The organism is Rummeliibacillus sp. GQ308, assembly GCF_059759115.1.
This window is the reverse complement of record NZ_JCAXDQ010000001.1, coordinates 24,965-38,615: the sequence shown is the minus strand read 5'-3', so window position 1 is coordinate 38,615 and position 13,651 is coordinate 24,965. Positions and strand designations below refer to the sequence as shown.

General features: G+C 34.6%; 11 protein-coding genes and 1 pseudogene. 3 read left to right on the top strand and 9 right to left on the bottom strand.

Going from position 1 to position 13,651, the window contains the following annotated elements:
* Positions 1 to 47: 47 nt before the first annotated feature.
* The 5 genes from AC6CHJ_RS00225 to AC6CHJ_RS00205 all read right to left on the bottom strand — a co-directional run bounded on the left by AC6CHJ_RS00225 (position 48) and on the right by AC6CHJ_RS00205 (position 5,006).
* On the bottom strand, positions 48 to 722 hold the full coding sequence (locus AC6CHJ_RS00225) for a nuclease-related domain-containing protein (protein WP_498288491.1): 675 nt from the start codon (positions 720 to 722) through the stop codon (positions 48 to 50).
* Positions 723 to 890: 168 nt separating this feature from the next.
* Complete coding sequence (locus AC6CHJ_RS00220) at positions 891 to 3,107, bottom strand: sensor histidine kinase (protein ID WP_498286957.1); 2,217 nt, start codon at positions 3,105 to 3,107, stop codon at positions 891 to 893.
* Positions 3,104 to 3,271 (bottom strand): hypothetical protein, encoded by a 168-nt coding sequence (locus AC6CHJ_RS00215; RefSeq protein ID WP_249775195.1) that lies wholly within the window; start codon positions 3,269 to 3,271, stop codon positions 3,104 to 3,106. The genes AC6CHJ_RS00220 and AC6CHJ_RS00215 overlap by 4 nt, the downstream gene beginning before the upstream one ends.
* Positions 3,246 to 3,941 carry a response regulator transcription factor gene (locus tag AC6CHJ_RS00210; protein ID WP_066791496.1) on the bottom strand — a complete coding sequence of 232 codons (696 nt, stop codon included), beginning with the start codon at positions 3,939 to 3,941 and terminating at the stop codon, positions 3,246 to 3,248. Before AC6CHJ_RS00210 ends, AC6CHJ_RS00215 begins: the two co-directional genes overlap by 26 nt.
* Before the next feature lie 276 nt (positions 3,942 to 4,217).
* Positions 4,218 to 5,006: a hypothetical protein gene (locus AC6CHJ_RS00205; RefSeq protein ID WP_498286956.1), complete on the bottom strand. Its 789-nt coding sequence runs from the start codon at positions 5,004 to 5,006 to the stop codon at positions 4,218 to 4,220.
* Between the two features lie 167 nt (positions 5,007 to 5,173).
* On the opposite strand from AC6CHJ_RS00205, the gene AC6CHJ_RS00200 reads away from it, so the two are divergent.
* The gene (locus tag AC6CHJ_RS00200; RefSeq protein WP_147195628.1) at positions 5,174 to 5,404 is read left to right on the top strand and encodes a helix-turn-helix domain-containing protein; all 231 of its coding nucleotides are present in this window, start codon (positions 5,174 to 5,176) and stop codon (positions 5,402 to 5,404) included.
* Between the two features lie 148 nt (positions 5,405 to 5,552).
* Here AC6CHJ_RS00200 and tagD read toward each other — a convergent pair whose 3' ends face one another.
* Positions 5,553 to 5,957, bottom strand: coding sequence for a glycerol-3-phosphate cytidylyltransferase (gene tagD / locus AC6CHJ_RS00195; protein WP_498286955.1), 405 nt, complete (start codon positions 5,955 to 5,957; stop codon positions 5,553 to 5,555).
* Positions 5,958 to 6,357: 400 nt separating this feature from the next.
* On the opposite strand from tagD, the pseudogene AC6CHJ_RS00190 reads away from it, so the two are divergent.
* Positions 6,358 to 7,569, top strand: a pseudogene (locus AC6CHJ_RS00190) (CDP-glycerol glycerophosphotransferase family protein); the annotation flags it as partial.
* A gap of 49 nt (positions 7,570 to 7,618) precedes the next feature.
* Here AC6CHJ_RS00190 and AC6CHJ_RS00185 read toward each other — a convergent pair.
* Complete coding sequence (locus tag AC6CHJ_RS00185; RefSeq protein ID WP_498286954.1) at positions 7,619 to 9,913, bottom strand: CDP-glycerol glycerophosphotransferase family protein; 2,295 nt, start codon at positions 9,911 to 9,913, stop codon at positions 7,619 to 7,621.
* Positions 9,914 to 10,170: 257 nt separating this feature from the next.
* On the opposite strand from AC6CHJ_RS00185, the gene AC6CHJ_RS00180 reads away from it, so the two are divergent.
* Entirely contained in the window at positions 10,171 to 10,728 is a 558-nt protein-coding gene (locus AC6CHJ_RS00180) for a histidine phosphatase family protein (protein ID WP_498286953.1), read from the top strand.
* Positions 10,729 to 11,045: 317 nt separating this feature from the next.
* On the opposite strand, the gene AC6CHJ_RS00175 is transcribed toward AC6CHJ_RS00180, so the two are convergent.
* Entirely contained in the window at positions 11,046 to 12,032 is a 987-nt protein-coding gene (locus AC6CHJ_RS00175) for a homoserine dehydrogenase (protein ID WP_249775189.1), read from the bottom strand.
* A gap of 236 nt (positions 12,033 to 12,268) precedes the next feature.
* Positions 12,269 to 13,564 carry an O-acetylhomoserine aminocarboxypropyltransferase/cysteine synthase family protein gene (locus AC6CHJ_RS00170; protein ID WP_498286952.1) on the bottom strand — a complete coding sequence of 432 codons (1,296 nt, stop codon included), beginning with the start codon at positions 13,562 to 13,564 and terminating at the stop codon, positions 12,269 to 12,271.
* Positions 13,565 to 13,651: the final 87 nt, after the last annotated feature.

The following is a 13,651-nucleotide window of genomic DNA, read 5'->3' as shown; positions in this document are numbered from 1 at the left end:
AGCTAGAGTTCAGTGTGTTCTGTACTCTAGCTCTTTCATTTTTTCGTTTAAGATGAGTGCTTCTTGCGAAGATCATTCATATGTTTCTCTTTCACTTGTTCTTCTACATTTGTATAAGGCAACAATTTATTGTAGATAAGATTAACTGGTATCGCATCAGGCCTATGAAGAGCGTTAATCTTCCTCACCACATGTAACCTATTACGATTGATAACTTCTATACACTCTGATTCAATATCAATTGATTTCAGAGTGCAACGGTTGCTAAAAACAATCAGAGAATAAAAAAACTTCTCATCTACACTTGAAAGTAAACGCTGCAAATGTTGTATATGTGATCGATTTTGCTTGATAGGATTGTAAAATTTATACTTCTTTTTATTTTGAAAAACCTGAGTCCATTTATAATCGCGTTCTCTACCATAAATCCATCCGCTATAATTTTTAGATTCAATCACATAAATCATACTTTCATGTATGAATATAACGTCGATTTCCGTTGTATCTCCATTTGGCTTAGGAATATAAAGATTGACTAGCGTTTTATGCTTGCCCGGCAACTTTTGCAACTCTTTTACAATTAAATATTCCCCATAGAGCCCCTTGTTAAAAAAGGTTTTCCCGAATGATGTGCCTGTCAGTTGTTTATATTCACTTTTTTCATAACCAATATATCGAACATATTGGATAGAAAGCAAAAAACAAATAAAGATGATTCCCATTATAATCAATGTATATCACTCACTTCTACCTTTTTATATTTTTACCAGTAAATACATTATTATTAATATCATTTTCCTATATTATATTGTTTTTAGCTACTGTTTTTTTGATGGAATTAAAAAAAGCCCAGAATTCAATATAGAATTCTGGAACCTATTTATATTTTTTCAATATAATCGCTCTAATGGCACAGAAACAACTACTTTAAATAAATCGCCATCAATTGTGATTTCCATGCTGCCTTGGTGGAGATCGACGATAGATTGAGCAATAGCTAGGCCAAGGCCTGACCCTTCTGTATGGCGAGCGGTATCAGCTCTTTTAAAACGTTCATAGAGCTCCTCAACATTTTGGTCGCCAAACTCATATTTCGTAATATTTTTGATAACAAACTGCGCCTTATCATTCACTCTCTCTAATGTGATATAGACACGTGTTCCTTCCATTGTATACTTTAATGCATTGATCAACAGGTTATCTAACACGCGCCACCACTTTTGCCCATCTACATATGCAAATAATGGCTCCTCTGACAATTGCACACGGAACGACATATTCGCTTTTTCAATTTCTTCCTCATGTTCGCCCACTGCTTGCTTGACTAGTTGATTTAAATCAACTCGCTGTTTGTGCAGTTCGATATTACCGGTCGCCATCTTGGACACCTCGAATAGATCCTCAATCAATGTTTTTAAGCGTTGTGATTTTTTATCTAATATCGCTATATAGCTATTACGCTCATCCTCTGTCAATGCAGGATTTTTCAATAAATCGGTGTACGTAATAATAGATGTTAATGGTGTTCTTAAATCATGGCTGACATTGGTAATTAGTTCCGTTTTTAACCTCTCACTTTTCGCTTGTTCGGTAATAGAAGAACGGACACCTTCACGTAAGGCGTTCAAATTTGCTGCATGCTGGGCAAAAGGTGATTTGCCGCGGACTGGAATATCACCGCTTAATCGCCCCTTAGCCATATCCTCTGTCTGTTTCATCATTCGATTTAAATAACCCATGCGACGCAGAAATACTAATGATGCTGGAGTTGCTACAAACATAAATAAAAACATGTAAAGTAAAAATGCCCCTCCACTACCATCCGATACAATGACTATGCCTACGCCTGCTAAAAAAACAGTAATTAGCAATGCGATAGATTGTAGACCAATGCTTCGAGATAAAAATAAATGTTGAATATCCTTTATTACATGAAGAAGGATAGATCCTTTAATAGCTTTCGCACGCTTCTCCCCTGTATCCAAGTCTTTCATCAACATCATCGATTGCCTGATGATTAAATGTACTAAAACAAACAATAGAGCAAATTCGAATATAAAAGTGAAAACAAACATCGCTTTATTAAAGAAAGTTCCATATATACGAGTGAATACAAAGTGTTCCGATAATAAAATAACGGCAAAGAGAGTCGCAAATAAATTTAAGGCAATAAATATCCCTCTTATATCAATAGGCCATTTGCGTATCCACTGGTAAAGTGCGTGGCCCTTCTGTATCTCTAATTGAAACGGACGTAATAAAAATAAGGCAATTATAGAAAATATACTAACTAACCAAATAAAATAAAGAAGTCGTTTGTGGAATTGAAAATTTTTATATTCCTCATAGTAGCTTGATTGTGTAAATAATTTTTCTGAAATAGATATACTTCCTGTATATCGATGTGTCTTCTGCTCCAATAAATTTGACACATCATAAGAGATTCCATCACTTCCTTCATAGACAATATCATCAGAAGATAATGATAAATCTAGGGTATCATCGGTACGGTTATACCGCTTTGTATAGGCTGTATCTCCCTGCACATTGCCCTTCACAAATGATTGGCCTGTCTCTAGATCAGTGAGGTTATATGAGTAATAAGAGAAATATTTGAAAAAGTCCTCTTTGTTATTCTCTCTGTCGCTTATATACTGATCAATATCTTTTTCTTTGATTTTTATAATCTTGTCGCGTACATATTGATCGTCTTCAAAGTTCTTTGTAATATCTTTTATTTTTTTCTCTCGCTCTTTGATTAGTGCCTCTTCGACGGTAGTAGCCTTGGCATCTTTTGCTTCTTGGATCCTATCTCTATACTGGTCTTTAATATTGGCTATTTGCTCTCCTAAGCTTCCATAATAATTTCGATAATCCTCTATTTCACTAGAAGAAACCTTGATTTTTTTCTTCGCTTCATCTCCATCGGCTGGATTTAATACAAGCGAGCCTAATTGGTGTGTAAAATCGTCATAATCTGATTGGAAAGTATCAGATTCAAAAAAGTTTTTCAGAAAGTATTGGTGGCCATATTCTAAAAATGAATATAGCCCAACCAATACAATAGAAATTAGAGACAACTGGGCAATATATTTATTTCGTTTCATGCGTTTCCTCCAATTGTACGTGTTAGCTGAGCTAGGGCTTTGGCAAAACTAAAATCAATAAAGTGCAAAATAAATGATAAGCAATATAAAAGACTAGCGAATGCAAGCAACAAAGCGATGATTGACCAAATCAATGCGCTATGCTCTTTCCATTTTGTAGCCAATTCCCCACACCACCTTTAAGTACTTTGGATTTTTTGGATCTACTTCTATTTTTTCACGTATTTTTCTTATATGAACTGCAACAATATTATCCGCATTGTAAGCCGCTTCTTTCCAAACACGCTCGTAAATTTCTTCTATTGAAAATACACGACCTGCATTGGTGATTAAGAGTTCTACGATGTTATATTCAATCTTTGTCAGTTTTATAGGCTCGCCATCCAGTGACAATTCCTTGGCTTCTGCATCTAATGCTAACCCGCCTAATACTACTTTCCCTTGCTGTTCTTGATAGGTCCCTAGTTTCACGTAGCGACGCAATTGAGATTTAACGCGAGCCATTAGTTCTAATGGGTGGAAGGGCTTTGTCACATAATCATCGGCACCAACTGATAATCCGTGAATTTTATCTCCATCCTCCGCTTTTGCGCTCAGCATAATAATCGGGATATTTTGTTCTTCTCGAATTTTAAAAGTTGCTTGTATGCCGTCCATTTCTGGCATCATAATATCCAATATGATTAAATGGACTTCATTTTCCATTAATTTTTCCAATGCCTCTAACCCATTCGCTGCTTTTAATACATGGTAACCTTCGTTTTTTAAGTAGATTTCAATGCCATCACGAATATCTTGGTCATCATCTGTGACTAATATCGTATAGGATGCCACTTCATGCACCTCATTTCACTGTTTTCTATATAGTTCATCTTACAGGTTAAATCTTAAAAAGAAGTGAGCCTAAAAATGAAGAAATTCTTAAGATTTAATCCTATTTTACAGGATTTCACAACCCTATCGAAGAGAACTTTCTAACACCAACAATAATAAACAACAAAAAACAAACTAAGATCACTTCATTCCTAAGTGATAATAGTTTGTTTTTGTAACTTGCCCACTCTACTTGATTCTAAAATGGAGTATGATACAGCTCTGGAAATAGAGTTACTACTTTAAAGAAATATCAAAGTTCTTTCCTGATCTTATCAATTCGTGCGTAACGCCATTACGTACATCGTCTGTAGAGAACTGAATGTCACCCATTTGTTTAGGACGCTTTTTCAGCAATAGGCCTATTCTTCCCTCTCTTTTTTCACCTTTACGATAGTCGACTCTTGAAGCGCTACTTTCGCCAACAAAGGTATCATCACTAAAGATAAAGTTTCTTCTTGGAACGAAAAAAATTTCTCCATCAAATTGAACATCTAGGAAGCTAAAGAACTGTACTTCCTCAGGATATTGATTAGTCACTTTATAGATAATTTCTATGTAATATGCATGGTCTTTAATCTTCCATCCGGATTTTTGAACAGCCTCATTTAATTCATTCCAATCAGCATCTTTGTATTTGTTTTTTTCTTTAAGTAAATCCTCTATCGACTTATTATTATAATTATTTAAATACTGTTTCTCTTCATCAACTATATCTGTCATTTTTATCAGTTTAACTTCCTTAACAAAGATATGCATCTCGCCAACATTATACTCTTTCCTTATATTGTAATGTTGAATTAACTCAAGTGTCGCTCTATCTTTTTCCCTCACTTTTTGCCCTTGCGTCTGTAAGAAATCGCCTCCACCACTTTCTACTATTTTCAAAGTCTTTGGTTTTTCATTTCTTAGGGGCGCTTCTTTCATCTCTTTTTTTGGAGCTAATTCATAAAATGCAATTAATAAAACACCAATCATCGCTAATATCACTAAAGTTGCCCATAGAAGCCTTTTATTATTCTTCAAAAAATAAACCTCATTTTATAAAATATGCTTCATCTTTGCTAGAATACTTCTTAGCAAAAAGTTAGCGAGAAACCATTAGCCTCTCGATCTTATATTGTAGCTAACAAACCAGCAGTTGAGCAACCCTACATCTACTAGTATAATGAAGCAAAAAGGGGGTTCTTTTGATGTACAAAAGTGTGGCAGATACAGCACAGGATCTCTCTATGCCGGAACATCAAGTGATGCGCTATGTCTTAGAAGGAAGGATACGCGCTGTACATGATGGCCAGCAATTCCTCGTTAATAGCGACCAATTTGAACGATATTTTGAACAATTGGAGAGAATAAAAGAAGAAATTGAAATATGGAAAAACACACCTATTCCAGAGGATATTGATATTAAGGATGAGGATTAAATAGTAAAAGCACCTATCTAAATGATGAGTGCTTTTTTTGATTGAAGTATTTTTATACATAAGATTTTAATTGTACAGAAAGAATAGGAATGGTATATAAAAAAGACGTTAGATATCTACGTCTTTTTCCCTTTAAACTATATTAAAACTACATTAAGTCATTTTTTACTTGCAGTAAGTCATTTTTTATTTTACTTGTAGAGATTCCGTCAGTTCTTGGGAGGTAAACTACTTCGCAGTATTCCTTAAGGTCATCGAATTTCCCTTCCCAATCATCTCCCATAACGAAAATATCAATATTTTCTCGGATGATATCTTCCTTTTTTTGCTCCCAGGTATTTTCTGGAATCACCTTATCGACATATTTGATTGATTCTAATATCGCCTTGCGATTTTCGAAGCTATGATAGGCCTTTTTGTCTTTAAGGGCATTGAATTCATCAGTAGAAATTGCTACAACTAGGTAATCACCAAGCGCTTTAGCTCTTTTTAATAAATTAATATGTCCCCAATGAAGTAAATCAAAGGTTCCATAAGTAATAATTTTTTTCACTTTTTTGCCTCCTACAACATATAAGGTACCAAAAATATCAAAAAAAGTATATAATTATTTTACTGTTAATGATAAAATTAATTACTTAACTTTTGTACACTAGCGCCGAGATAATACTTGCAATACTGGTTTTACAAAACTCAATTTTTTAATCATTTAACTTTTAAAATAATTATACTTGAATCAATTTTCAATTTAAATAAACATTTTCTATGAATGTTGAATATATCTATCGAATAAACACTATAATCATATGAAGTACTTGGTATATGGTAGATTTATAATACTATGGTTAGCAGATTTTATAAAATAAAAAGTTCGATAATCCTATATAGTTGGGTATAAAATAGAAGACTAATAGAAAGTTATTCCCTAAGGAGAAGAAGTGTAAGTGAGCCAGAAAAACAACAGACAATCATATGTTTCTACTTTAAAGAAGAAAAGCAAATCCTTATTAACAAGAATCTACAAAAAAATCTTTACTTTTTCCAGCCACTTGCCGGGAGATGAAAAGCTAATCATTTTTGAAAGCTTTTTAGGAAAGCAGTATAGCTGTAATCCAAGGGCTATATATGAATATTTGAGGGATACACAGTCAGACTATAAGATGTACTGGAGTGTAGATAAAAACTATACTGCTTATTTTCAACAAGAGGGTATTCCTTATTTGCGTCGTTTCTCTGTGAAATGGCTCATAAAGATGGCGAGAGCGGGCTATTGGGTTTCAAACAGCCGTTTGCCTCTTTGGATTCCAAAACCAAAACATACGACTTATTTGCAAACTTGGCATGGAACGCCGTTAAAGAAATTAGCAGCTGATATGAAAGAAGTCCATATGCCTGGAACAACAACGGAAAAATACAAAAAAAATTTTCACAGCGAAACCAGCAAGTGGGATTATCTAATCTCACCTAATACGTATTCGACCGAAATATTTTCAAGAGCCTTCAATGTTTCTAAAGAAAAAATTATTGAAAGCGGTTACCCAAGAAATGATATTCTTTATACCAGCCATAGCCATGAAAACATTCAACGACTGAAGGAAAGTTTAGAATTACCACATGATAAAAAGATTATTTTGTATGCGCCTACTTGGAGAGATGATGAATTTTATTCTGTTGGCAAATACAAATTTAATTTACAACTTGATTTGCATATGCTTCAAGCCGCTCTAGGTAAAGACTATGTCATATTATTAAGGCTGCATTACTTAATAGCTGAGAATTTGGACCTTACGGATTTTGAAGGGTTTGCCTATAATTTTTCAGATTTCGTCGACATTAGTCAGCTATATTTAGTTTCTGATATCCTAATAACCGACTATTCCTCTGTTTTCTTTGATTACGCAAATTTAAAGCGCCCAATGATTTTCTTTGCATATGACATCGATACTTATCGTGACAAACTCAGGGGTTTTTACTTCGATTTTGAAAACCTAGCACCTGGTCCGCTTGTGAAAACTACAGAAGCGGTAATTGAAGAGGTTAAGAAATTTGAGCAGACGAATGGATTCATGGATTCATCTTTTATGTCATTCTATGAAAAATTCTGTGGGCTTGAAGATGGGCATGCCTCATCCCAAGTAGTAGAAAAAGTATTCCGGAAAAAATGAAAAAAGTCCGAGCCTTAATACGGCTGGGACTTTTTTGTATTTCGGATGCTCAACTCTTTCTTGTACCTTCGTTAAATACTTTATATACAACACGTTCTGTAGCTTTTCCATCATCAAGGGAACAAAATGTTTCATAAAATCGATTATATCTTGTTTCGTAAATATTTTTAACCCTTTGGATATTTTTAATACTATCGATAACTTCTTCAGAATTATAAAGCAGTGGGCCAGGAAGCTCTTTTTCCATATCAATATAAAATCCTCTTAATACATCTTTGTATTTTTTTATATCATATGTGTAAAACAGTATTGGTTTACGTAAATTAGCATAATCAAAAAATACAGACGAATAGTCAGTTATGAGAAGATCACTAATTATATATAAATCATTTACATCATTATACCTGGATACATCATATGCAAAATTCTTACAGCCCTCTAAATTAAGATTATCCGAGATAAAATAGTGCATTCTTAATATGATGACATATTTATCTCCCAATTCTTCCTTAAGACGATTTAAATCTAATTGGAGGTTAAATTTATAATTCCCAGCTGAATGGTATTCATCATCTCTCCAAGTTGGTGCGTAAAGTATTACTTCTTTGTCTAACGGAATACCTAATTTATTTTTTATCATTGTTTTGTAGTCTGCTGTATAATTATATAAAATATCGTTTCTTGGATATCCATAAGTTAGCATACGCTCTTTAGGATACATAAATGCACTCGCAAAAATATTTTCGCTATATTTATTCGCTGCTATTAAGTAGTCCCACTTTCTGGATTGATTATAGAAGTCATTTTTATAATTTTTATTCGCAGAAGTCACATTTTCCATATCGAATACCAAACGTTTAAGCGGCGTCCCATGCCAAGTTGATAAAATAATTTGATCTTCTTTTTTAGCAAGCCATTTTGGTTGTCTCATATTTAGCACGAAGTATTTAGAAACTGTCGCGTAATAAAAATATTTCCATCCGAAGCGCTTAATCACTTTTACATTAGGATTTGTAAATTCTGTTTCATCTTTAATTATCTCTTCATTATTTAGCACCCAGATATGCTTCCAGTTATTTGGTTCTTTCTCTAATAAATATTTAAATATTGATTTAGGGCTATCTGAATAATTTCTGCCAAGGAAACTTTCATAAACAATCGTATTACTTTTAATCGGCAACCTTGCAAAAACAGTTTCTTGGATTTTTCTCTGTCTAAATCTTTTGTTTTTTGGTTTTAAAAATTGATAAGCTTTATATCCAAAAATCCGCGCCTTGCTAATTTTGTAAGCGGTTTTATAATTGCCTGCTTTAATTGGCAGGATTTCTGGTTTATGCCTTTTTCTTAATTTAATAGGATTAGAAGTTTTATTCAATAAATGATTTAAAGTTGAATAAACTGGTAACATTTCATGGAAAGATTCCCTAAACGATTTATTTGTATCAATTTGATATAAATAATAGTTAATAGCGGCTAATTTAACTTTCCGTGCCATTTCAAGGTCTTTACAATAATCAAGAGCTTCATCGAAAGCTTGACACCTTTTTAATAATCTATCATCTCTAATTTCTTGCGTTAATGATGGATAGTTTATAGAGTCATTATGAATATATTTAAAATACAATTTTGTCGTTGTTTGTTTAATTACATCGACATGGTTGTACAAGTCAACTAAAAATGGGATATCTCCATACAAGTCATTGGATGAATGGAAGTTTAACCCGCTTTCCTCTAGAAATGACTTTTTGAGGATGAAACTATGTGATCTAAAATGATAGTCAAGTTTCTTGAAATACTTTTTAGACTCTACACTAGTATACGTATGTTGGATTAGGTTACTTTCGTACATTCCGTTTATTACTTTAGCTATTTTTTCTTTGTCTGCATCTATATCACTGGCCTTTAAAACGGCTTGAAGGGTACCAAAAGAATCGTTATCGTATAAAGATTGTCCTCTTTCTCTGAAAGTCGTTTTCTTGTCCAACATAGTTTTTGTAATCCCATACTTTAAAACATTTGTTTGATCAGGATCTTCATCTATTATTTGTTTTGCATAAATTAAAGCATTAGGATGTAAGTAATCATCCGAATCTAGGAAAATGATATACTTTCCATTTGCATGCTTGATGCCCATATTTTTATATTCTTGTAAGTGGTTATTCCCAGACATGTTAATGTCGTTAACGTTCAATTTTGATTTCTTCAGCTTAGAAATCATTTTAGAATTGTTATGTAAAAAAACTATTTCAAAGTCCTTAAATGTTTGATTTTCTAAACTTTCTTTATAATTATAGAGAAATGTTTCGCTGCTTTCTTTATAAGATGTAACTATTGAAAAAAACACGGCAAATCCCCTCTCTCCAACTATTTGAAGTTATAAACAATTATACATTATTTTCCCTAATAATATAGTTAGAAACATCAAATTTTTGACATAGGAAGCCTTTAGTCTCCATATTTTTTACTTTTTTGGATTAGGTCGTATTAGATGGTCTGTGGTGATTAAGAACTTTTTGAAAGGCTAACTAACGCGACAAATAGATTAATAAGCATCGATACCCTGATGCTACAATTGGATCATTACTGTCAGGAGCTGATACAATGACTAATTTATATTTTGTTAGGCATGCACATTCTACCTATACACCTGATGAATTAAATAGACCTTTATCAGAAAAGGGATTTTCTGATGCCACTCTGGTTACAAGATTATTAAAAACAGAGGGAATTGATGTTGTTCTTTCAAGTCCTTATAAAAGAGCGGTTCAAACAGTAGAGGGCATAGCAGAATACATACATACAGATATAGGAATTATAGAAGGTTTTAAAGAACGGACTTTAACTGCAGTCCCTTCAAAAGATTTTGCTTTTGCAATAGCAAAAGTATGGGAAGACTACAACTTTTCATGGGAAGGTGGAGAGTCTAACGTTGTGGCTCAAAAAAGGGGTATTGAAGCTACATTTAAAATATTAGACAACTATAAAGATAAAAATGTAGTGATAGGAACACATGGAAATATCATGGTGCTAATCATGAATTTCTTTGACAGACAGTATAATTTTTCTTTTTGGCAGAATCTTGATATGCCAGATATATTTAAATTGACTTTTGACGGAAAAGTATTAAGAAACGTAGAAAGAATTTGGGATAGAGATTAATTCTTTTTTATTTAATTGGCGTGATTGTTATTAACACAATTGCTCCTGAACTCTCTATCAATTTATTCTGGAATTTTTTTCATATCATGAAAGAAACGTTATGGATTGCGACAATACCAGTTTATTCATGGAAAGATATGCCGATTAAGTAGACGATAAAAGTATGAAGTGTAAAGCCATGAAAAACTACTCTTCAACCTAAAAGACTAAGAAGAAAAGTTATATAATGCAAAAGGATAGATGTATACAGGCCCACACTCCTGTTCATCTATCCTTTCTTTTTAAACCAATATTATGATAAATATCTTTTAATTGAGTTAAATTGAAATAACAGTTTTAGTTTTTGTCAGCATATCGCCATAATCTTCCACCATCGCGCTCGCAGTCGGAAGCATTCCCGCTCCTGGGCCTACAAGTGTTACGGTGCCTAGCAGATCCGCCTCAATGGCAACAGCGTTGTTTACTTCCTCAATTGAATAGAGAGGGTGACTCTGATCTATGAGCTCAGGTCTAACTGTCGCATGCACCTCGCCTGTTTTATAATTTTTTTGGACTAGTGCAATATGTCGGTAGCGCATGCCTTTTTCAGTTGCTTCTTTTACTTGTTGGGATGTGATTTCATTAATACCTTGTACTTTTACATCCTTCCAATCTGGCTGCTCTTTAAATGCTAGTTCACTGAGGATCATTAGTTTTCGAAAAGCATCTTGGCCTGATATATCGTTATAAGGATCTGCTTCAGCGTAGCCTAATTTCTGTGCATCTTCTAAAGCATCCTCAAATGCCATTCCTCTTGCACGCATTTGGGTCAATATGTAATTGGATGTTCCATTTAATATACCTTGAATGCGCTGTACCTCATTGACACGAAGCAGATTTTGCATCGTTTTTATAACAGGAACGCCGCCTGCAACTGTTGCCTCAAAACCTACCTGCACTCCATGTTTCGCTGCTTTTTCCTGAAGTGATTTGCCATGCTTAGAAAACATCACTTTATTAGCGGTGATAACGTTGCATCCCTTTTCAATAAGGCGGTCAAGGTATTGATATGCAGGTTCCTCTCCTACAATTGCTTCGAAAACAACATCAAGATTCGAAATATCCAGGATTTCCTCTATTTGATTTGTCAGCATCTCTTTAGCAGCATGAGGACGTGGCTTATTCGGATTGCTGACGAGGACTTTTGCTACTTCTAGGTCGACATCTAGCATCTGTTTCAATTGACTGCGCTTTTCTGTTAATATGCGATAGACCCCCTGGCCAACTGTACCAAAACCTAATATAGCAACCTTTACCTTTTTCAAAAAACCGCCTCCATTGTCTTATACTGAATTAATCTACATACTGATGATTTTAGCTTACACAGAGTATGTTTACAAGATAAATCCTCCTACAAAAGACATGTGTGTACCTGGAGTGTTCATTTAAATCAAAATGAAAAGAGTGAAAAGACAATCCATCACTCTTTTCTTTATTTATTTAAAAAATTTTTTAGGAAATGCTGCTACTTCCCTGAGGCGAAGCGAAACTCATTAACAAATTATTTTGCTGCAACTTTTGGGCTTACCTTTGTGAATGCTTCTTCAAGTGCAGAGATGATATCATCGATTGCTTCTAACCCAATAGATAAGCGAATTAATTCCTCTTGCACGCCTGATTTTTTCAACTCTTCACTGTTTAATTGTTGATGAGTTGTTGAGGCCGGATGAATAATCAATGAGCGGGCATCTCCTACATTTGCCACGTGACAGAACAATTCGACATTGTCGATAAATTCGCGTCCAGCATCTCTGCCTCCTTTAATTCCAAATGTAAGAACAGAGCCATAGCCATTCTTTAGATACTTTTTAGCAAGAGGAGCGAATTCACTATCAGAGAAGCCATTGTATCCTACCCATTCCACCTGAGGATGCTGACGTAAGTATTCAGCTACCTTTCTAGCATTTTCATTATGATAAGGCACACGAAGATGCAGTGTTTCAAGACCTTGCAATAGTTGGAAGGCAGCATCTGGGCTAAGCGTTGGCCCAAAGTCGCGCAGCAATTGTACGCGCAGGCGTGTAGCGAAAGCTGCATTACTCACATCAATGCCATAGCGGATGCCATGATAGGATTCATCTCTTTCTGTATAGTCAGGGAATTTGCCTCGTGTCCAATCAAACTTGCCTGCATCCACCACCACGCCAGCGATTGTTGTACCGTGCCCGCCAATCCACTTAGTCGCAGAGTGAATCACAATATCAGCGCCATATTCAATAGGATTACATCCAATCGGTGAGGCAAATGTATTGTCGATGATTAGAGGGATTTCGTGTCGATGGGCAATATCCGCAATACTTTCGATATCTGCTACTGAAAGACTAGGATTACCAATCGTTTCAACATAAATCGCTTTTGTATTTTTTTGGATTGCCCCTTCAAAATCTTCAAGCTTCCGTTCATCTACAAATGTAGTATTGATTCCGTATCGCGGCAAAGTATTAGCAAATAAATTGTACGTTCCTCCATACACACTCGCAGCTGAAACTATATGATCACCAGCACGCGCTATATTTAAAATAGAAAATGAAATGGCCGCCATGCCTGATGATAAAGCAACCGCTGCTGTTCCACCTTCAAGCAAGGCTACTCGTTTTTCAAAGACATCAACAGTTGGATTCATGATTCGAGAATAAATATTGCCTGGCTCTTCCAAGGCGAATAATTTCCGTGCATGCTCTGTATCATTAAATCTATAGGCTGTTGTTCGGTATATTGGCACCCCAATTGCACCAGTTGTAGGATCAGGCGTTTGGCCACCACGTACTGCTAAAGTCTCTTTACGAAATTCTGTCATTCTAATTCCCCCTAATATAGTTTGAGATGGAAAGCTGAGGTGTGGCAAGGATTTTTCCAAAAGAAAAACCCTTCTTCACATAAGAAG

Coding starts and splice junctions, on each gene's coding strand:
- AC6CHJ_RS00180 (WP_498286953.1), top strand. CDS start 10,171: ATGACTAATTTATATTTTGTTAGGCATGCACATTCTACCTATACACCT.
- AC6CHJ_RS00220 (WP_498286957.1), bottom strand. CDS start 3,107: ATGAAACGAAATAAATATATTGCCCAGTTGTCTCTAATTTCTATTGTA.
- AC6CHJ_RS00170 (WP_498286952.1), bottom strand. CDS start 13,564: ATGACAGAATTTCGTAAAGAGACTTTAGCAGTACGTGGTGGCCAAACG.
- AC6CHJ_RS00225 (WP_498288491.1), bottom strand. CDS start 722: ATGGGAATCATCTTTATTTGTTTTTTGCTTTCTATCCAATATGTTCGA.
- AC6CHJ_RS00200 (WP_147195628.1), top strand. CDS start 5,174: ATGTACAAAAGTGTGGCAGATACAGCACAGGATCTCTCTATGCCGGAA.